Raw genomic sequence first — 19,118 nt, 5'->3', positions numbered from 1 at the left:
ATACCCCTATTTCAATAGGCCATTTAAAGTAAAGATGTCAATTGAGCACCCCCCCTTTAGGAAAACGCTTACAAAATATTGCTTTATAAGTAAAAAGGCAAATCAGGTAAAAGAAGCCGACAAATTTGTCGATTTCTTTACTCTAACGCTAACATAACTTTTTGAAGCTTTATTTAGACAAAATGGTCAATAACACCAGATAGTTTTTTCCCTTTATATGCTCTTATTATAACATAGAATTGTCTCTTATGGTACTTATTGTCAGCATATGAAGCGAGACTTCCGACAGTCGTTTTTTTATCGCACGTTAAAAAAAGATAAATTGAAACGAGTAATCCTTCTCACTGTACATCGGTTCCGAATTGACATGCAAAGCCTAATGAATATTTAATGGTTGATGGTAGGACGTTTGTACACGTTCCCTTTCCCAAAAGCCATTGGCCATCTATTGGAAAACTAGAATCATAGAAAATAACGAGTTACTCATAACTAATTCCTACCCATTTTTCGTTGAAATATAATCAGGTGTAATAGGTTTTGTACTGGCATTTATAATACATTGACTACCCTGCTGCCATTCAATTAAACTAAGAAAAGCGCAAGCGCCTCGGTCATCGCCGTACAAATTGGAAGAGCATCGACTAAAGATTTAGGAAACACGGTAGGCGAAGCGAAGCGAACCGATGTTGACTTTTCGTAGGGAGATGATCTGAAGTTTGATAGGCGATAGGCGCTGGAGCTAGACACCTACACTAAGTAAAAATTTTATACTTTCTTATCTGTTAAAAAATTATTATTTAATCCTCTAAAAAAAGCTCAACTACTGGTACAAGCACATCTGGTTTTTGCACCGGAAGCTCTAATACAACTGAATGAATATCAATTTTTGTTTCTGTACTTGTAATGACTTCTTCGGGATCAAATTCTCTAAAATTAACCTCTGATGCATCATTAAGAAGCTGAGCATATTTTACTTTCCCTGCTAATCCTTCTAAATGAATATGGCGGAATGGCCATGAAAAAATATGAAGATACAAACGATTGCTATTTTGCGTATAGCGACAGTCATTGGGAGCTTTGTATTTACTATGTTTTGCACCATATATCGAACGCGAGTGCAATTTCATCCATTCACCAATTTCTTGTAACCGCAGGGTTGAACGTCTATCAAACTCCCCGCGTCCGTTAGGTCCTACATTCATAAGTAAATTCCCATTTTTTGAGACCGTATCAATTAACATTTTCAGCAGCATATCAGTAGATTTCCAATCCAGATTATCACGATGATAACCCCATGTACCATTCATTGTCTGGCATGCTTCCCAAATTACCGGAAGACCATCCTCCTCAATAGGTTCTTTTGGCTGGTACTGTTCAGGAGTTATGACACCACGATTTAAATCGAGGCGGTCATTAATGAGAATTTCAGGTTGAAGACCTAACACCATCTTTTCCAGCTTCTCAGACTGCCAATCATCAGCCCCTTTCCCCTTAGACCAGCCCCAATCACGATGAGGATAAGAAAAGTCGAACCAAATATAATGGATTTTTCCGTAACCCGTTAATAACTCCTGAACTTGACCGTGCATAAATTCCAAATACTTATCCATATCACGATCGGTATTTTCATTTTTGAACTCTTCATCATCTCGTTGTGGGTGTAACCCATCAAGAGTAAAATCCGGATGATACCAGTCAATTAACGAATGATACAGACCTACTTTTAACCCCTCTTCACGGAAAGCATCAATTATTTCTCGCAATAAATCTCGTTTTATCGGTGTATTTGTCACTTTATATTCACTTAGCCTTGTATCCCATAATGCAAAGCCTTCATGATGCTTAGTCGTAATAACAAAATATTTCATACCTGCTTGTTTAGCGGCACGAGCCCATTCCTTAGCATTTAATAAGTCTGGTTTAAAGTAGTCAAAATACTTTCGGTATGTATCCGGATGTGTTTTCTCGTGTGTCATCACCCATTCATGGCGTGCTGCTGATGAATAAAGCCCAAAATGAATAAATAAACCGAAACGGTCATGAAGAAACCATTCCGGATGACCATATTGTGCAGGCCAATTAGCATATCTTTTCTTATTTGTAGCTGTACTCATTTTTTAACCTCCAATATAAATTTTATCCAAACGAAAAACCTTATATATCGCCTTCCAATCATATCTGCTGCTAATAGAAACCGTAAATATGTAGATTTAACACCGATATGTAAACCTTTACAATAGTGTTCAATTTGCATTATTATCGCTTAAATCCCTTCCCAAAAATAAAGTTGAATTTAGTGAACAAGAACAAAAGCGCAAGTACCTTGGTCAACTTAAGGCAAAAAAGCCGCAAATTAATAAGCATAAATATCTTACATAAAATCAAAGAAATATCGAATCACATGAAAAAACACAGGCGATGTATAGGTTAAGCTATCAACACGGGTTAAATAGCTTTTATGTAACGTTTTTAGTTTCTTTTGGTCTCCTATTAATAAATCTCTTCTTAAAACTGAAATCGTCAAGCTCCCAAAGAATCCACTTAGACTTATTAATATACCTGATGCGATTGCAAATGTACTGTTCAATGGTGTTAAATGCGGAGCAATGAAATAAGCTGCGATTGTGGTGATCATTGTAGCCCCTATATACCCCTCCCATGTAATGGTTGGATTTGCTGAAGGAACGACCTTTCTTTTCCCCAGATAAATAGAAATGAAATAATGAACAATGTCATTGAGCTGTGTTAAAACAACAAGAAATAGGACAAGATTTGCTCCATATTCAGGTGTGGCAAATTGATAATAAGCTAAGTGACTAAGCCCGAACACCATCAGCATTAGCCCCCATTGAGTGGAACTAACTGAACGGAGAAAGCCGCTTGTCCCCTTACCTAATAATCGGGGTAGCGGTAAAAATAAGAACACATAAACTGGAATAAAGACAATAAACATACCGTACCATTCAATAAGTATCCAATAAAACTGGAGAGGAATGGCTAAATATGACCAAAGAAATAACCTTCGATCCGCTTTTCTCGTTTTCATCATTGAAAAATATTCCTTTAAAGCAAAAAAGCATAGAACCATTAAGGAGAATAGTGAAACAATTGGGTTAAATAGAGTTGCCATACAAAAGACAGCAAACATTCCCCACCATGTTTTGACACGCATGAAAACAGCCGCAAAGTCTTTTTCAGGTTCTTTTTTATTCATAAAAATAACAACAAGATGTACACAACTTAATACAAAAAAGATTATTGCCAATGTCCAAAGGGTTGATATCACCTTTACTCCTCCAAATATCTATTTCTATTGTATAATTAAGGATAGAATATTATGGAAAAATTTAAAAGAGGGGAAAATATATGACTCCTAAAACATATATTTATATTTTATTGACTGACACAGGGACATTATTTACGAAGTCTATAAAAAAATACACTAAGGCTCCTTATAATCATGCTTCGATTTCATTTGATGAACATTTATCAGAAATGTACAGCTTCGGGAGAAAAAATCCTAATAACCCGATTAACGGCGGTTTTGTTAAGGAAGATATATCTACAGGGACTTATAGTAAATATCCTGAAACGACCTGTGTGATTTACAAACTAGAAGTATCAAATCGTGATGTTGAAAAAATGAGAAGAGTATTGAATGTTTTTATTAAAAACCAGAAAAAGTTCCTATATAACCTAATTGGTGTCTTAGGAGTCTCCTTAAATGAGCCCGTTGAATTTAGCAATTCGTACTTTTGCTCTCAATTCGTCGCTGAAATGCTTCATCGCTCTGGAATAAAACTATGGGATAAACTTCCAGCGTTAGTGACACCTGATGACTTCCGAAGTCACCCACAACTCCAGCTTGTTTATGAAGGGAAATTAACAGATTACCCGTCGATAAATAAATAAATAAAAGAAGGGAAAGATTGCCTCTCCCTCCTTCTATTTATCAATTTTAATTTTCCGCAAAAACTCCTGTCTTTGCTGCTTGCGAAAATGTTCTTTTACCATATAGTCTACACCCTGCTGATTATTTGAACGAGTAACCCAATCTGCAGCACGTTTTACCTCAAATGGCGCATTCCACATTGCGACTCCTAATCCCGCCGAAGAAATCATTCCGAGATCATCTTCAGCATCACCTATCGCTACTGTTTGTTCTAATGGGATTTTTAAGTGATTTGCTAATACACGCAGTCCATTTTCCTTAGATACTCCCTTTTTGACGATATCAAAGCTATTTGGTGATGAAATACTTCGAATATCTACCTCATCAAAAGCTTCTTTCAATACGGTTTCAGCCTCTACCTTTTCTTCCTCACGTCTAAAATGTACATCAATTCTAGTTGCAGACACTGGCTCATCACGAAGGGTATCGCCTAAGGAATCAACAAATTGAACAGGATAAAACATAGAATCTGATGTATTTAATATCGATTTACTTAATAAATTCGGAGCAACCTTTTTCCTGTTTCCAATCGAAAACCTTTCATGGGTAATGCGAATATTACAATTAAAATTCTCTAATACCTGTACAAGATTGAATGTCGTTTCCTCTGAAATCCGCCTTTCGAAAAAAGGCTTATCTAAATTTTCAGAGATAAATGCTCCTCCATGTGTAACAAGTAAGGAATCTAACTTTAATGCTTTAGCAAGCTTTCTCGCAGATTGAAAATGTCTATTTGTTACAAGCGTCACATACACTTCTTTTCCCTTCACAAATTCAATTGCCTCTTTCGTGGATGGTTGAAGACGACCATTTGATCGAAGCAATGTTCCATCAATATTCAAAGCAAGTAATCGATATGCAGTCACAACAGGTCCCCCTTCTACAGATGTCAAAACCTATTATGAAGTTATGTCCCTTTTATGAAAAATAGAACAAGAGATAGGACATGATTTTAGTATGTAGAGTAAATTCCTTCGTATTAAATAGTAATTGATTTTATTGGAAGATACTCATTGGCTACTATGCATAAAAAAAACAGAACGGACATCAAATCCATTCTGTTTCAAAATTACATAACATTATGTATACTAGTCGTCTTACATACTGCCGTACATTTCCTCAAGTGGCTTCATAATAATTTTGTTTAATTCTGTTACAACCATGCTTAAACGTTGTTCAGCAGCCATTAACTGAGAGATTAACTCATGCTGTTGGACAAGTTGCACAGATTTTTGTGCTTGATCAATTTCTTCTTGCGTAATTTCTTGACCTTGCATTTGTTTTTGCTGAAGGTTTAATTGAATATTACGGAAGTTTTCAAACATTTTGCTTGCAGATTCATCTGCATTGACTTCATCATAAAGTCTTTTCAGATTTTTGAAATCATCACTTTCACGTAGTGCTCTTTCTAAGTTGTTTGCAACATCATATAAATTCTCTGACATATGATGAGCCTCCTTTCTAGTTTTAACCTATGTAGGCTCTTCTTTCACTATAACAAACTCTATCCAAAATTGCATGGGATGCAAGGATATTTACTGAACAAAAATGACAATGATGGATTGTAACCCTCCAATAATTCCTCCAAGCAATGCTCCAAGATATGTAATCATCTTAAACTCCTTGCGAGAAATCGAAAGAATGATATCCTCAAGTCTTTCCACAGCAAATGATTCTACTTGTTCACGAACAACTTCTTCAAGCTTTAATTGTTTAAGCAGACTTTCTAGATGTGAAGTCAGATAATGAATGGAAAGAGTTGCAGCCTTAGGCAGCCATTCGCGAATTATTTTTTCTTCATTAGGTTTTAAGTAGGTTGAGATTGGCTTTGATAACATTTCTTCAACATTTAATTTATCAACAACTGTATTTAATAGTGTTGAGCCTTTCTCAATTAAGCCCCATTTTTGATCCAGTTCCTCAAGGGTCATGTCTTGAATCTGGTTCCATTCTCGACCAATTAATGTCGTGATTAAATTATGTGTTTCTTTATTTTTCAAAAATTTGATAACTTCTGGTTGAATTTTATCTACAAGACTTTCATTTCCTAAAAACATCCCAATCATGTTGCCAAGCATCCCTCTTGTCGCTAAAAAATCATCAATCATCTTTTTCAGCTTTTGCTTTCCTTCATTACTTTCAAAGTAGGTAATTCCTTTATCAATAATAAATTGTCCGATTTTCGGAATGGCTACATAAGCTTCATCTAATAAATTCTTTGGAAGCAATTCTTGAAGAGGTTTGTTTTTATGTTTACCCACAATCTCTCCATACTTTCCCTGCAAAAACTTCTTAAGCAAATGATTTGCTACATGTGATGGTTCCTTCACATCAAAAGAAGTTAGGATCTGTTCGACCGTTTTTTGTGAATGCGTCACCTTTTTTACTTGTATTTCTCCCCATGATATCAGCTGCTCTTGAAACTGCGTTTGTAAAAACTTTCGTTTGATTCCTTCGGCAGTTAATAAATGCTCAACAACCATTTTCCCTAATTGATTCGCAAGCTCTTGTCTTCTTTTTGGAATCAATCCTGGTGTAAAAGGCACTCTTTTCCCTAAAAAGTAGATTGCTTTATATGGGCGAAATAGCATTTTAATAGCCAAGGAGTTTGTTACTCCGCCAATTGCAGCCCCAACAATAATCATCATTAATGCCATTATTACTTGTTCCATTACCATCTACCTTCCACAACATCACCGATTTTTTTTAGTCACATACGATGTTATATCAACATCTGCCTAAGAACATTATAGAGCTTGGCTTCATCTCGAGCAAATGAGGGATTTACATGACGCGAAAGTCCATTGATATTAGAGAAAATTCAATATCGAAATATGATATTTGTGAAATAAGCACCGGCCTGAGAGACTATCTAGGTCTTCCCAAACTTATTCATTCCTTAAAAATTAGTTGTGGGATGCATACTGTGTCCTGCCCCATCGTATTTATAGATGAAGAGGATCTTAGTTTGTCCTTAAACGTCAGGATGTTCGATGAGCTGCATCTGCCACATCACACGCTGTCACTCCAAGGACAACTCATTGCCCAACACCATCTAAAACTTGGCCCCGTCATTGGCGTTCTAACAGAAGTAAGAGGGAAAGATCCTGATATACACTTTGGTTCTATCCATGAGTTTTGTAAGGAACTCGCCATATTTTGTAAGAACAACGGTTGTTTTTTCTATATTTTTTCTTTTTCTTCCTATAACAAGGACAAAATGAATGGTTATTACTTTTATCAAGATAAGTGGATAAAAGCAACTGTTCCATATCCTGACATTGTACACAACCGAATTCATTCTCGAAAGCTAGAAAAATCAAAGGATTTCTTAGACCTTACAACCGATTTAATTGAACATAAGATCCCGTATTTTAATGATCGTTTTTTAAACAAATGGGAGGTGCATCAGATTCTTTCTGCGAATGAGCATCTTCTTCCATATCTCCCTGAGAGCCGATTATTAGAGTCGAAGGAAACTTTAATGAATATGATCGCTGAGAAGAAGGATCTTTTTATTAAGCCAATTAATGGAAGCCAAGGAAAAAGGATTTTTCGAGTAAAACAAATGAATGAAAACCATTTCCACCTTGATTTCACAACCTTTTCGGGTGATATCAATAACGAATATGAAAGCTTTGATGAACTATTTCGAGCTTTATACCCTAGATTAAAGAAAGAAGGCTTTCTTTTACAAGAAACGATCCCGCTTAAATCCTATAAAAATCGCACACTAGATTTCCGGTTTTTATGTCATAAAAAGGACCGCCATCATTGGAAGGTTACTTCTGCTGTTGCAAGAGTGTCTGCAGAACAACAATTTGTCGCAAATTTAGCAAGAGGCGGAGAGGTATACAGGATAAAGGAATTGCTACAAGAGCTTTTTGGAGATAAAGAATCAGGTCATTTAAGGAAACTATTGGCTGAGCTTTCATTAGAAATCGTAGAGGTCATCTGTATTCAAGCAGGCGGAGAATTTGGCGAATTTGGAATTGACCTTGCACTTGATGAAGATGGTCATCCTTGGATTATCGAAGTAAATACGAAGCCATCAAAATCAGAGGATGATCCTAAACATGGAAAGGTCCGTCCTTCAGCAAAATCAATTATCCACTATTGCCAATTCTTATATGAACAGAAATAGTCTACCGTTTGACCAAAGGGGTGTTGTGTTTGGAACAAATAACATTAGGAATAATGTCAGTCCATTTATCACATGAAAATGGGTATGTGACAGAGATTGCCAAGCGATGTGCTTCATACGGAATGAATTGTGTTCGATTTGTCCCCACTTCCATTGATCCTATTGACTTAACCATAATTGGTGAAACCTTTGAACAATCAACCCAAACATGGATAAACGATACTTTTTCCATTCCTCCGTTTATTTATGACCGCTGCTTTTACAATCAAAGTCATGCTTCAAAAAGGTGCAAACCAATTGTTGAATGGCTGAAAAAAAATCCAACTACCACTTTTTTAGGATATGGGCTACCTGATAAATGGAAGGTTTATTCATGTATCCAAAAAAACAACCACCTTAATTCATACCTGCCTGACACTGAGCTTGTCCAAACCGCTGTGCAAATTCTGAGGCGGTTAAAGAATGACTCGAGTTGTATACTAAAGCCCATTATTGGTTCAAGAGGGCTTGGCATTGTAGCCATCCATCAAACTCCACAAGAAATTATGATTACCTACCATAATGGTCCAGACAAAAAAACAAGAAGGTTTCATTCTATCGAAACATTCACTGAATGGTGTGAACGTCTATTACTGCAACAAGGCTATCTACTTCAACCTCTCCTTCCACTCGTCGATAGAGAAGGATATCCATTTGATATACGAATTTTGCTTCAAAAGGATGCTGATGGCCATTGGTCACATATTGAAAAAGGAGTGAGAAAAGGATATCGGGGATCATTCCTGTCAAATTTAACAACTGGTGGGGAACCCATTACTTACGAGCAGTGGTCAGAGCAGCTCACCCCCAGACAAAGATTTCTACTTGAAGATGAGCTGTCCACTATTCTTTCACACCTTCCGTCTCTGCTTGAAGACAGCTTTGGCCGGCTTTTTGAGCTAGGCATTGATATTGGCTATGCCAAAAACGGTTCGATCTGGATATTAGATGTAAATTCAAAGCCAGGGAGAAAAACATTTATTGAAACAAAGCCTCAGTTAAAACAAACATTCTATGAATCTCCATTAGCTTACTGTAAGTATTTACAAATAAATAATCAAAAAGGAGCTACGTTCATTGACTAAGATCTATTCTATACAAACAACTAATTCAGAGGATTTTACTATCTATTTACCTCAACATTCAAAGCAGAATGGTGATATACATTTCGTTTCTTTTGGTACGGTTACCCTCCCGTGTGAAATTTTATATGATGATCATTTGCAAGATAAAATAATGGTTTCAGAGGAGGTTGCTAAACAGCTTCTCCTTCCGATTGGGGGAAGTACCCATCTTATTTTTCAAGATAATACCCTACATTTAGGACCTGTTATCGGAATTTTCACTGCCGGATTTACAGAATCGATATTACGACCAATTGGTGAGCGGTCCCTCTTTTTTGCCAAGTTTTTATCAATTGATCATTCAGTTGGTATTCATTCGTATGTTTTTGGAGCCCCTCATATCAATTGGGAGGACGGGACAATTGAAGGTTATACGTATGGAAAATCCGGATGGAAAAAAGGACTTTTTCCATTTCCCAATGTCGTGTATGATCGCCTTCCTAATCGACGAATTGAAAACCATAATGCACTTAAAACAATTAAAAAACGTCTCATAGAAGAATACTCAATACCATGGTACAATCCCGGCTTTTTCAATAAGTGGTCCATTCATCAGCTCCTTATTCATGACAGTGATGCTGCTCAATATTTGCCTGAAACCATTCATACACCTACAATAAGCCAAATGGAAGAAATGCTTTCAAAGTTCCAAAACATTTATTTAAAGCCAGCAAATGGAAGTTTAGGTTTAGGTGTTTATCAGATCATGTATTCACGTGAAGAAAATATGTATTACTCAAGATATCGAGACAATAATGAAATCAATCGACTAAGGAAGTATTCTTCTCTAGAAAGTTTTCTAAAAGCATCCTTTAAGGACAGAGATCTTTCAAGCTATCTAGCTCAACAAGGAATTAAATTAGCTCGTATAGAAGGAAAACCAATCGATTTTCGTCTTCATACAAATAAAGATGAAAATGGAACATGGCAAGTCACTGCCCTGGCAGCAAAGGTTGCAGGGAAAGGCAGTGTTACAACTCATTTAAATAATGGCGGTGTCGTAAAAAGCCTTGAGGAAATATACAATGAACCACAAGAAAGAATAAAAGCCTTTCATGATTTAACAGAGGCTGCCATTGCACTAAGTAAAAGCATTGACCTGCATATTAAAGGATTTATTGGAGAAATTGGTTTTGATTTAGGTATTGATACAGAAGGTAAAGTTTGGATGTTCGAAGCAAATTCAAAGCCCGGAAGATCAATTTTTTCACACCCTGAGCTTAAGGATGCTGATCTCATCACCCGCAAAGCTTCATTACAATATGGACTATATTTATCCAAAAAGGCCATTCTTCAACCTGAGGAAATTGTAAATGGAGATCTATAACTACCCTTTAGTTGGTATCTATGCAAGCAAAGGTCGAAAAAAAGATACATTCCGTGGAGATATAACCGTTTTTAAGTCCATTCAAAAGGAAATGAAGAATTTCGGAGCTCAATCATTTGTTTTTACGAATGATAATATTCATGCAGATCGTATATCAGGCTATGTCTATTTTGAAGGCTATAATCGATGGGGAAAGGTCTCTTTCCCTTTCCCAGATCTTATTTATAATAAGATTTCAACGAGATCTGAAGAAACTTCCTCTGAATTTCAGCATCTTTACGAATTATACAAACAGCAAGAAAAGCCTTTCTTTAACCCAGGCTTCTTTAACAAATGGGATTGTCACTTAGCTTTGTCTAAGCAGAAAAACCTTGAGCCATATTTACCCAAAACATGGATTTACACGAAAGAAGTAGATCTGGATAACCTTATTTATACTTACCCTTCTCTTTATCTCAAGCCTGTAAATGGGTATAAAGGAAGCGGAATCGTTAGGATGATGAAACACGATCATCATTTTACAATTCAAACGAAGCAGGAACAATTAATGATATCCACTTCCGAATTGAAAACTTGGATAGAAAACTCTCTTCAAAGCCATTCTTATATTATTCAAGAGGAAATCGAAACGGACAAGTTTGACGGATGTAAATATGATTTACGAGTCCTTTGTATGTACAAAAAAGGCGGCTATTCAATTGTAGGTGTTGGAGTCCGCAAAGCTCCTAAGGGCTCGATTGTCACACATGTACCAAATGGCGGGGAGATTCTTTCCTTTCAAAAAGTCCAAGATCGCTGCTCAATTGAACAAATTGACTTGTTGGCAAATCAAGTTGGAGCAATTTTAACAGAGAAGTTTGGGTTTATTGGAGAATTTTCAATGGACATTGGAGTAGCAACAGATTCTTCACTATATCTTTTTGAAATAAATTCAAAGCCAATGATTTTTGATGAGAATGATATACAACAGAAACGGATTGTTCAGCTAGTTGAACTATTCCTTTCCCTTTCCCGAAATCCCAATATTAGGTAGAAGGATTTTTCCTGGTTTTGCCGTATTATTTTTTATATAACATATGAAGGACAAAACGAGAATCTAGGAAAGGAGCGATACAGTTGATTACACATTTTCAATATAAACCATTGTTTAAACAAGCAAATTTACCTGGTTGGCGGATTTCCTTTTACTTTAGAGGTGCACACTATGATGGTGTATATCATAAAAATGGACAGATTGAATGGGGATCCCAAAAACCACCAAAAGAAGCGGAAACAGATCTTCAATCACAAATCCACGACCTAATGCTATTTCATGTGTATGAATAAAGCGAGACTTCCATCAGCGTGGGTTCTATTGTCCATTAAGAGTGGGGTAAACTTGAATGATCAATTCTTCCCTTGCACAAACTAATGTGCAAAAGGAGGGTTGATACATGCCAGACAAAGAGTTAGGTGTTAAACAGGATCTTAATTATGAAGGAAAAGACAAGGCCTATTTAGATATAGATCGGATCATTAATGAAGGGCTATCAGGTGGCTCTGTTCACATGAGAGAAAAATCTGCAAATATTGAAGAAGCCCGTGAACTTATTGAGGAAGATCCACCATATAATGCAGGTGAGTAATCAGAGGGAAGAGACAGTTTCAGGTAAACTGTCCCTTCTCTATTTTTATGAATGAACATCTTACATTTTCCTTTTATGCATTTCGTTTCTTTCTTATAATGGATATATGGACAACGTACAAAAGGAGCAATCTCATGCTAGATAATCTGATGAAATACTTTAAAGAAGCAATGACTTCTACATATATCCCTCATGATACGACTTATGAATGGTTTCAAACAGATGTAGGTCAAGTTTTCGGGATTCTAAAAACAGCTTTGAATACTAGTGAAAAGGAATTACTCTCATCCCTTTTTCAACCATTAGAAAATGTAAGTGAAGATACTTTTACAATCAGCCAGCAAAAATGGTATAAATTTTTATTTACAGAAGATAGTGAGCTGTCTTCACCACTTCCTGATGAGAATCCAACTGTCCGTTTTTATTATTTTTTCTTAAAGCAGCCGATTGATGATAAACAAAATTTTGAGGAAGCCGTTAAAGGGATTATAAACTCCGAGCTTATCATTTGGTTAAGCTTATCACATGGGATTATCATTGAAGACAAGCCTCAGTCTACACTTGAAGTAGAAATACTAAAAGACTTAAGTGATACACTAACAACAGACTTCTATGTTGAACCCTTTATATATATTGGACAGCTTCAGAAAAACGATGAAGAACTAAAGGCGAAGTTTCTGTTAGAACAAAGCTGTTTTCATACATTACATCGATCTAGTAATCGAGAAAAAGTTATGAGTTTTTACGAAGCACTTCCACTTCTCATCATGAAAGCACCTGCTTTTAGTAAGAGAAAAATATTATCCAATCATTTAATAGATGCAATCGAAGATAAAGAACTTCTTCATACTATCGAAGCATTTTTCCACTCCAATTTAAATGCTTCTTCGACAGCAAAAAGATTATTTATTCACCGAAATAGCCTTCAATATAGACTAGAGAAATTACTAGAAAAAACAGGGTTAGATATCCGTACATTCTCAAATGCTGTCTTTATATTTCTATCAATCGTACTTGTTAAGAATGAAAACTAGGATAGCGTTTACAAGTTGCACAAATGAGCCTAGTATTTTTCGTGCAACTTGTACGTTTACTTCTTCTATTGAAATCCCTTACAATTAAACCAAGTTAAAACGCTTTCAAAAATGGGGAGGAATTCAAAATGGCAGAGTTAAAATTAGAAAATATTTATAAAATCTATGATAATAAAGTAACAGCAGTAGAAGATTTCAATCTTCATATTCAAGATAAAGAATTTATCGTATTCGTTGGACCATCTGGTTGTGGTAAATCTACTACACTTCGTATGGTAGCAGGATTAGAGGAAATTTCAAAAGGAGATTTCTACATCGACGGAAAACGTATGAATGATGTTGCACCAAAAGATCGTGACATCGCGATGGTATTCCAAAACTATGCTCTTTATCCGCATATGAATGTATATGATAACATGGCATTCGGTTTAAAACTTCGTAAATTACCAAAAGACGAAATTGATCGTCGTGTAAACGAAGCAGCTAAAATCTTAGGTCTTGAACAATACTTACAACGTAAGCCAAAAGCATTATCTGGTGGTCAACGTCAGCGTGTTGCATTAGGTCGTGCAATCGTTCGTGATGCAAAAGTATTCTTAATGGATGAGCCGTTATCTAACCTTGATGCTAAGCTTCGTGTACAAATGCGTGCTGAAATCACAAAACTTCACCAACGCTTACAAACAACAACTATTTACGTAACACATGACCAAACTGAAGCGATGACAATGGCTACTCGTCTTGTTGTACTTAAAGATGGTATTATCCAACAAGTCGGTTCACCAAAAGAAGTTTATGACAAGCCTGAAAATGCATTCGTTGGCGGATTCATCGGATCACCTGCAATGAACTTCTTCAAAGGAACGTTAACAGACGGTAAATTCTCATTCGGAAAAACGTCTGTAGCTGTACCAGAAGGAAAAATGAAATATCTTCGTGAACAAGGCTATGTGAATAAAGAAATCTTAATGGGTGTACGTCCTGAAGAAATCCATGATGAGCCGGTATTTATCGAGTCTTCTCAAGGTTCTAAAATCACAGCTACAATTGAAGTTGCTGAGTTAATGGGTGCTGAAACAATGCTTTATTCTGAAATCGACGGTCAATCATTTGTCGCTCGTGTTGACTCTCGTACTGATGTTAAACCTGGTCAGTCACTTGACTTAGCTTTAGATATGAACAAAGCTCACTTCTTCGATAATGAAACTGAATTACGTATTCGTCCTGCTGGCGAAAAATAAATATCTGGTAAAAGAGGGTCTATATAGGCCCTCTTTTTCTTATTCCTGAATAGGTTTTGTTTCTTGATGCTGACAATTCTGACAATAAAAATAATGAAAACATAGGTGGTCTTCTAATGAAGTTACATGACCGTCATATAGCTTCATGATATCAATATCCATATAGGCACTATAATCATCAAAATAATCTGTAACCTTTCCTACATCTTCCATGATTGTTTGACAATTTGGACACTGAATTGTTGTTGTTCCAAGACCATTACACAAAGGACATAGATGCATCGTTTCATCCCCTTTTATCATCTCATAACGTTAGAATCCCAAAATAAATGACCATTTATGTAATCTAGGAAAGTCTTTTTAAGCTTAAATTTAATGCATAATTTCAATCTTACTTACTCAAAATACTAACAATTAATCAAACATCTTTATTTGGTCAGTTTGATCGAAAAGATGAAAAAAATACCATAAAAAAAATGAATATCGCTCAAAAATTTATCCATAATACTAGTATCAACAATAATACAAAACATTTACATCAATGGGTTACGCCGAGTTAGGCTATGAGGGACAAACCTCCTTCATATGTTGGTGCAAATCCAGCTAACCCAACCATTAAAAATCTATTATGAGGAGATGAATGTAAGATGGCACAAAACAGTTCAAACAGCAATTCGTCAAATCAATTAGTAGTACCTGGAGCAGCTCAGGCAATTGATCAAATGAAGTATGAGATCGCTTCTGAGTTTGGTGTAAACCTTGGTGCAGAAACTACTTCACGTGCAAACGGTTCTGTAGGTGGAGAAATCACTAAGCGTTTAGTATCAATGGCTCAACAATCTATGAGCGGTTTTTCTCAACAATAACAATTTCATATAATTGGCTAGAGACCAACACTTTGTGTTGGTCTCTTCTCTTTTTATTATACAGAAATATGTATCAAACAAGTTCTTATGACCATATAGTAAAGTAAATCTTCATTTGAATAAAATACTATCCTTCAATCTTTCCTCATACTTTACCAAAGCATCTTTTTATGTCCTTCCCTATTCATATACCTTTCTTATGAAAAGGAGCTGAATAATATGTTTGATGCAATTGATTGGAAGCAAGTTGGATTTGTTGGTTATACCATATTTCATGAATATATACTATATGTCCGTTTTCCACAAATATACTATTGGGACCAAGTAAAGAAAAAGTTTGATTAACAATCTTTACTTAGTAACAACAAAATCCATTCTTAACAACAATATAAAAAGGGCTGGAATTCACCAGCCCCTCTTCCCTTGCGTCCTTATTCCTCTACCGTTACTGCTGTTCCATAAGCAATGATTTCTGAAGCATTCTGCATAACAGCTGATGATTCAAGCCTCATGCATACAATTGCATTAGCACCTTTTGCCTTCGCATCTTCTACCATTCGCCCAATTGCTTTTTGACGAGCTTCCTCCATCATTTCTGTGTACTCTTTTAGTTCACCACCAACAATGGTTTTCAACCCCGCCATTAAATCCTTTCCTATATGTTTAGATTGAACAGTGCTTCCCCTAACAAAGCCCTTATATTCCTTTGTCTCTTTTCCTGGAACAGTCTCAGTAGTCACGATAATCATTCTTGTCATCCTCCTTTTTCTCATCTAATCGAATTTTTATGAACGCTATAACTAAAATAAGCAATGAAAGAAAATACACAAAAAATAACCCAATGGCAATTTTTATGTTAATGAATAAAAAAATGATTCCTGCAATCTGTGTTACAACCGCAGACAGCATGCTTATGTACTTTAGCTTTTCCATCCCCAACTTCCTTCCATTTCTTCTCCTTCTACTATACCTTGATTACCTTAAAAGATGAATGCTTTTTATCCGACATTATGCGAGTCATAGAAGCCAAAACTACATAAGGACTTTTGTCGTGTTTTTCTCATAATAGGTTTCTCAACTGACAGGTGGAGGTAAGTAATCAGAAAACAACATACAATAATTTTCTATGGAGGAATTCATATGAATAAACCCATTACGTTAAAATGTACGTTCGAAAATCAATTACGAATTGATCAGGTGATAAAAATAAGTCAATTAGCCAAGTCCTACAATGGAAGCATCTACTTAGTCAAAAATAATAAAAGCGTTATCAATACTGAAAATTTCTCAACCTTTTTTACTTATTTATTAACAACAAAAAATGGACAAGAGATAAGTTTAATTATTGATGGACCATTTCCACATTTAAAACTTAATGATTTAAGGGAGATCATCTCATCCAAATCAAGATCAATGAAAAAACCAATGATGCAGGCAATCGTAAAAGCAAAAATTTAATGATCTAAATTGGAGGAGTTCTGAATGTTAAGAACCATTTTGATGATTATTGGAGCCATTGTCATTATAAGTTTCTTACTTAATCTAATTTTTTAGTTTGTTGGCTTTGGAATCAATTGGTTCCAATTTTAAAACAGTTTGCCGTTAAATCAAATAAAAACCCATTTGAAAGGATGATGATACATGAAGAACCTTAACCACCTAATTGTAGCATTTGATGGTACAAAAGATAGTAAAGAAGCTCTCGAATTAGGAATAAGTATGAGCAAGAAATTGGAATCTCATTTGTCCGTGATTTATATCCAAAAAGAAAAGCCGCTTCATCATCTGGATCAAACATCTATAATGTCTCCTGCACACACTGTTGGAGAAATGAGAAATTATCCTGTTGTTCCTGTTGCACAGGATGAAGCTTCTTCACAGGTTCAAGAGGATAAAAGTCAGGAAGAAATCGAATTAGAAACAGAAGCAAAACGTATTTTACAACATCATCATATGAAAGCAAATGTAGCAATATCGTACGGTGAACCATCTGATGCCATCGTCTCCTATGCCCAAGAAAACAATGGGGATTTGATTATTGTCGGAAACCGTAATATTAGCGGTTTGAAAAAATTAATTTTTGGCAGTGTAAGTGAAAAGGTTTCACAATTATCGACCATTCCAGTATTAATAGCGAAGTAGTCTTTTTTTCTAGAGGTAGAATTCAACTTTCTACCTCTTTTTTCATGTCTATGAATAATAGGACATGAAAAAGAGAACTTAGACCTTTCTGCTATCCAAGATTTTCTAATTTTTATTTTTCCAAAAACTAAATTCTCTAAATTCCATGCCGATATACCTAGTGAGTATATATTTACGAAATGGGGTATATTTTTCATGGGTATCTTATCATTAAGAAAAGAGAAAAAAGCGGCTGCTTCAACAAACAAAGAAGAACTAGAAGCCCTTTTATCAAAAGTTGTGTTAAGAATAGATGAACCAGAACTGCTTTCTCAAATCAACATGCTTGGGATTACAAAGCATGACCTTGCTATTGCCTTGAAAGTTAAACCATATGTTGAAGAAAACATTGAAGAAATTGTTCGAACTTTTTACGGTTCGTTTGAAGCTGGACAAGGTCTCATCGATATTATCAACGAACATAGTTCTGTTGACCGTCTAAAAGAAACGCTCAAAGCACATGTATTAAAGATGTTTAACGGAAAAATAGACTTGGAAGATGTTAAGAGAATGAGAAGAATTGCACATATTCATGTAAAGATTGGCCTTGAAGCAAAATGGTATATGGCAGGATTCCAACAACTCCTTACTTCAATCATCAATACAATTGAACCTCATTTCAATACAAAAGGTGAAGTTATCCAGGCTATTCAGAGTATTAGTAAATTATTTAGTTTAGAACAGCAGATTGTCTTAGAGGCATATGATCATGAGTATGCCGCAGTTCGTGCTGAAAATGAACGTGAAAAGGACCAAATTCGAGAAGAAGTGAACCACCTGGCAGCAAAATTAGCAGAGACAACGGAACATACAAAGGCCTTCATCCAAGAAATTCTCGCCCAATCCCAGGAAATTGCTTCATACTCCATTGATCGTTTCGAAGCCGCTGCAACCGCAGAAGATCAGGCTCATAATGGAAAAAGTGATTTAGAAAAACAAAGTAAATTAATGACATTCATTGAACAGAGCACAGTAGAAATCTTGCAAAAAATGAAGTCTCTCGAACAAACATCCGAGAAAATCAATCAAGTAGTTTCCATCGTTACTTCGATTGCAGAACAAACAAATTTACTAGCTTTAAATGCAGCCATTGAATCCGCACGTGCAGGCGAATACGGAAAGGGCTTTGCGGTTGTAGCTAGTGAGGTTCGCAAGCTTGCAGAGGAAACAAAAAATTCTGTACAAGGCGTATCAAGCTTAATTACAAATATTCATACTCAAATTGACAGTATCTCTGACTCCATTAATAGTGTAGCAGACTTAACAACAAAAGGATCTGATCAAATGAATGATATGAACTCATTCTTTGATACGATTCTAGGCATTATGAATAAACATAAAGAGCAAAGCGAGCAATCCAAAACAGACTTAACCGAATTTACAAATGTCATTCATGAAGTCTCAAATGCTATCCATTCGATCGCAGATACATCTGACCAATTAAAAAATATCGCAAAAACAATCTAATATCATCTGACGATCTTTTTATAAAATCAGTGAGAAAACTCACTGATTTTTTTGTTGTAATATTATTCCAACAAAATACATAATAACGAAATTATTAATAAATATAATTCTAATTGAC

General features: G+C 35.6%; 22 protein-coding genes. 14 read left to right on the top strand and 8 right to left on the bottom strand.

Annotation, left to right across the window (positions count from 1 at the left end):
* Nucleotides 1-797: 797 nt before the first annotated feature.
* Together AC4GZ8_RS10570 and AC4GZ8_RS10565 are read right to left on the bottom strand one after the other, a co-directional pair.
* Nucleotides 798-2,114, bottom strand: coding sequence for an alpha-L-fucosidase (locus AC4GZ8_RS10570; RefSeq protein ID WP_491081814.1), 1,317 nt, complete (start codon nucleotides 2,112-2,114; stop codon nucleotides 798-800).
* Between the two features lie 257 nt (nucleotides 2,115-2,371).
* Nucleotides 2,372-3,286: a phosphatidate cytidylyltransferase gene (locus tag AC4GZ8_RS10565; RefSeq protein ID WP_491081813.1), complete on the bottom strand. Its 915-nt coding sequence runs from the start codon at nucleotides 3,284-3,286 to the stop codon at nucleotides 2,372-2,374.
* Nucleotides 3,287-3,366: 80 nt separating this feature from the next.
* Between AC4GZ8_RS10565 and AC4GZ8_RS10560 the strand changes: the two genes are divergently transcribed.
* A complete protein-coding gene (locus AC4GZ8_RS10560; protein WP_491081812.1) occupies nucleotides 3,367-3,912 on the top strand; it encodes a hypothetical protein in 546 nt (181 codons plus the stop codon).
* Between the two features lie 33 nt (nucleotides 3,913-3,945).
* On the opposite strand, the gene AC4GZ8_RS10555 is transcribed toward AC4GZ8_RS10560, so the two are convergent.
* The 3 genes from AC4GZ8_RS10555 to AC4GZ8_RS10545 form a co-directional block, all read right to left on the bottom strand.
* Nucleotides 3,946-4,818, bottom strand: coding sequence for a Cof-type HAD-IIB family hydrolase (locus AC4GZ8_RS10555; RefSeq protein WP_491081811.1), 873 nt, complete (start codon nucleotides 4,816-4,818; stop codon nucleotides 3,946-3,948).
* 231 nt (nucleotides 4,819-5,049) lie between these two features.
* Nucleotides 5,050-5,397, bottom strand: a complete 348-nt coding sequence (locus tag AC4GZ8_RS10550; protein WP_491081810.1) for a YlbF/YmcA family competence regulator — start codon at nucleotides 5,395-5,397, stop codon at nucleotides 5,050-5,052.
* Between the two features lie 90 nt (nucleotides 5,398-5,487).
* Entirely contained in the window at nucleotides 5,488-6,624 is a 1,137-nt protein-coding gene (locus AC4GZ8_RS10545) for a DUF445 domain-containing protein (RefSeq protein ID WP_491081809.1), read from the bottom strand.
* Nucleotides 6,625-6,740: 116 nt separating this feature from the next.
* Here AC4GZ8_RS10545 and AC4GZ8_RS10540 point away from each other — a divergent pair, with 116 nt between their 5' ends.
* From AC4GZ8_RS10540 to AC4GZ8_RS10505, 8 genes are all read left to right on the top strand, one after another.
* Nucleotides 6,741-8,096: a YheC/YheD family endospore coat-associated protein gene (locus AC4GZ8_RS10540; protein ID WP_491081808.1), complete on the top strand. Its 1,356-nt coding sequence runs from the start codon at nucleotides 6,741-6,743 to the stop codon at nucleotides 8,094-8,096.
* Between the two features lie 29 nt (nucleotides 8,097-8,125).
* Nucleotides 8,126-9,220 carry a YheC/YheD family endospore coat-associated protein gene (locus AC4GZ8_RS10535; RefSeq protein ID WP_491081807.1) on the top strand — a complete coding sequence of 365 codons (1,095 nt, stop codon included), beginning with the start codon at nucleotides 8,126-8,128 and terminating at the stop codon, nucleotides 9,218-9,220.
* Nucleotides 9,213-10,586 (top strand): YheC/YheD family endospore coat-associated protein, encoded by a 1,374-nt coding sequence (locus AC4GZ8_RS10530; protein ID WP_491081806.1) that lies wholly within the window; start codon nucleotides 9,213-9,215, stop codon nucleotides 10,584-10,586. The genes AC4GZ8_RS10535 and AC4GZ8_RS10530 overlap by 8 nt, the downstream gene beginning before the upstream one ends.
* A complete protein-coding gene (locus AC4GZ8_RS10525) occupies nucleotides 10,573-11,619 on the top strand; it encodes a YheC/YheD family endospore coat-associated protein (RefSeq protein WP_491081805.1) in 1,047 nt (348 codons plus the stop codon). Before AC4GZ8_RS10530 ends, AC4GZ8_RS10525 begins: the two co-directional genes overlap by 14 nt.
* An 83-nt stretch (nucleotides 11,620-11,702) precedes the next feature.
* Nucleotides 11,703-11,912, top strand: a complete 210-nt coding sequence (locus AC4GZ8_RS10520; RefSeq protein WP_491081804.1) for a YheE family protein — start codon at nucleotides 11,703-11,705, stop codon at nucleotides 11,910-11,912.
* A gap of 107 nt (nucleotides 11,913-12,019) precedes the next feature.
* A complete protein-coding gene (locus AC4GZ8_RS10515) occupies nucleotides 12,020-12,211 on the top strand; it encodes a hypothetical protein (RefSeq protein WP_491081803.1) in 192 nt (63 codons plus the stop codon).
* 134 nt (nucleotides 12,212-12,345) lie between these two features.
* The gene (locus AC4GZ8_RS10510) at nucleotides 12,346-13,245 is read left to right on the top strand and encodes a PucR family transcriptional regulator (protein ID WP_491081802.1); all 900 of its coding nucleotides are present in this window, start codon (nucleotides 12,346-12,348) and stop codon (nucleotides 13,243-13,245) included.
* 128 nt (nucleotides 13,246-13,373) lie between these two features.
* Nucleotides 13,374-14,486, top strand: a complete 1,113-nt coding sequence (locus AC4GZ8_RS10505) for an ABC transporter ATP-binding protein (protein ID WP_491081801.1) — start codon at nucleotides 13,374-13,376, stop codon at nucleotides 14,484-14,486.
* 39 nt (nucleotides 14,487-14,525) lie between these two features.
* Here the strand turns inward: AC4GZ8_RS10505 and AC4GZ8_RS10500 are convergent, their stop codons facing one another.
* Complete coding sequence (locus AC4GZ8_RS10500; protein ID WP_491081800.1) at nucleotides 14,526-14,768, bottom strand: hypothetical protein; 243 nt, start codon at nucleotides 14,766-14,768, stop codon at nucleotides 14,526-14,528.
* Nucleotides 14,769-15,133: 365 nt separating this feature from the next.
* Here AC4GZ8_RS10500 and AC4GZ8_RS10495 point away from each other — a divergent pair, with 365 nt between their 5' ends.
* Together AC4GZ8_RS10495 and AC4GZ8_RS10490 are read left to right on the top strand one after the other, a co-directional pair.
* Complete coding sequence (locus AC4GZ8_RS10495; protein ID WP_491081799.1) at nucleotides 15,134-15,352, top strand: alpha/beta-type small acid-soluble spore protein; 219 nt, start codon at nucleotides 15,134-15,136, stop codon at nucleotides 15,350-15,352.
* Between the two features lie 219 nt (nucleotides 15,353-15,571).
* A complete protein-coding gene (locus AC4GZ8_RS10490) occupies nucleotides 15,572-15,697 on the top strand; it encodes a hypothetical protein (protein ID WP_491081798.1) in 126 nt (41 codons plus the stop codon).
* An 86-nt stretch (nucleotides 15,698-15,783) separates the two neighbouring features.
* Here AC4GZ8_RS10490 and AC4GZ8_RS10485 read toward each other — a convergent pair whose 3' ends face one another.
* The gene (locus tag AC4GZ8_RS10485) at nucleotides 15,784-16,101 is read right to left on the bottom strand and encodes a YbjQ family protein (RefSeq protein ID WP_491081797.1); all 318 of its coding nucleotides are present in this window, start codon (nucleotides 16,099-16,101) and stop codon (nucleotides 15,784-15,786) included.
* Nucleotides 16,082-16,285, bottom strand: a complete 204-nt coding sequence (locus AC4GZ8_RS10480) for a hypothetical protein (protein WP_491081796.1) — start codon at nucleotides 16,283-16,285, stop codon at nucleotides 16,082-16,084. The genes AC4GZ8_RS10485 and AC4GZ8_RS10480 overlap by 20 nt, the downstream gene beginning before the upstream one ends.
* Before the next feature lie 207 nt (nucleotides 16,286-16,492).
* Between AC4GZ8_RS10480 and AC4GZ8_RS10475 the strand changes: the two genes are divergently transcribed.
* From AC4GZ8_RS10475 to AC4GZ8_RS10465, 3 genes are all read left to right on the top strand, one after another.
* On the top strand, nucleotides 16,493-16,810 hold the full coding sequence (locus AC4GZ8_RS10475) for a hypothetical protein (protein WP_491081795.1): 318 nt from the start codon (nucleotides 16,493-16,495) through the stop codon (nucleotides 16,808-16,810).
* A 183-nt stretch (nucleotides 16,811-16,993) separates the two neighbouring features.
* Complete coding sequence (locus AC4GZ8_RS10470; RefSeq protein WP_491081794.1) at nucleotides 16,994-17,494, top strand: universal stress protein; 501 nt, start codon at nucleotides 16,994-16,996, stop codon at nucleotides 17,492-17,494.
* Between the two features lie 195 nt (nucleotides 17,495-17,689).
* Complete coding sequence (locus AC4GZ8_RS10465; RefSeq protein ID WP_491081793.1) at nucleotides 17,690-19,000, top strand: globin-coupled sensor protein; 1,311 nt, start codon at nucleotides 17,690-17,692, stop codon at nucleotides 18,998-19,000.
* Nucleotides 19,001-19,118 lie beyond the last annotated feature (118 nt).

Source organism: Metabacillus sp. RB-C-LZQ-3-1, assembly GCF_058315175.1.
Note: the sequence above shows the minus strand (reverse complement) of the source record. Positions and strands in the feature narration are given on the sequence as shown.

Excerpts from the sequence above, each read along its gene's own strand:
- AC4GZ8_RS10570 (WP_491081814.1), bottom strand. The coding sequence starts at position 2,114 with ATGAGTACAGCTACAAATAAGAAAAGATATGCTAATTGGCCTGCACAA.
- AC4GZ8_RS10560 (WP_491081812.1), top strand. The coding sequence starts at position 3,367 with ATGACTCCTAAAACATATATTTATATTTTATTGACTGACACAGGGACA.
- AC4GZ8_RS10550 (WP_491081810.1), bottom strand. The coding sequence starts at position 5,397 with ATGTCAGAGAATTTATATGATGTTGCAAACAACTTAGAAAGAGCACTA.
- AC4GZ8_RS10545 (WP_491081809.1), bottom strand. The coding sequence starts at position 6,624 with ATGGAACAAGTAATAATGGCATTAATGATGATTATTGTTGGGGCTGCA.
- AC4GZ8_RS10540 (WP_491081808.1), top strand. The coding sequence starts at position 6,741 with ATGACGCGAAAGTCCATTGATATTAGAGAAAATTCAATATCGAAATAT.
- AC4GZ8_RS10525 (WP_491081805.1), top strand. The coding sequence starts at position 10,573 with ATGGAGATCTATAACTACCCTTTAGTTGGTATCTATGCAAGCAAAGGT.
- AC4GZ8_RS10515 (WP_491081803.1), top strand. The coding sequence starts at position 12,020 with ATGCCAGACAAAGAGTTAGGTGTTAAACAGGATCTTAATTATGAAGGA.
- AC4GZ8_RS10510 (WP_491081802.1), top strand. The coding sequence starts at position 12,346 with ATGCTAGATAATCTGATGAAATACTTTAAAGAAGCAATGACTTCTACA.
- AC4GZ8_RS10505 (WP_491081801.1), top strand. The coding sequence starts at position 13,374 with ATGGCAGAGTTAAAATTAGAAAATATTTATAAAATCTATGATAATAAA.
- AC4GZ8_RS10500 (WP_491081800.1), bottom strand. The coding sequence starts at position 14,768 with ATGCATCTATGTCCTTTGTGTAATGGTCTTGGAACAACAACAATTCAG.
- AC4GZ8_RS10495 (WP_491081799.1), top strand. The coding sequence starts at position 15,134 with ATGGCACAAAACAGTTCAAACAGCAATTCGTCAAATCAATTAGTAGTA.
- AC4GZ8_RS10490 (WP_491081798.1), top strand. The coding sequence starts at position 15,572 with ATGTTTGATGCAATTGATTGGAAGCAAGTTGGATTTGTTGGTTATACC.
- AC4GZ8_RS10485 (WP_491081797.1), bottom strand. The coding sequence starts at position 16,101 with ATGATTATCGTGACTACTGAGACTGTTCCAGGAAAAGAGACAAAGGAA.
- AC4GZ8_RS10480 (WP_491081796.1), bottom strand. The coding sequence starts at position 16,285 with ATGGAAAAGCTAAAGTACATAAGCATGCTGTCTGCGGTTGTAACACAG.
- AC4GZ8_RS10475 (WP_491081795.1), top strand. The coding sequence starts at position 16,493 with ATGAATAAACCCATTACGTTAAAATGTACGTTCGAAAATCAATTACGA.
- AC4GZ8_RS10470 (WP_491081794.1), top strand. The coding sequence starts at position 16,994 with ATGAAGAACCTTAACCACCTAATTGTAGCATTTGATGGTACAAAAGAT.
- AC4GZ8_RS10465 (WP_491081793.1), top strand. The coding sequence starts at position 17,690 with ATGGGTATCTTATCATTAAGAAAAGAGAAAAAAGCGGCTGCTTCAACA.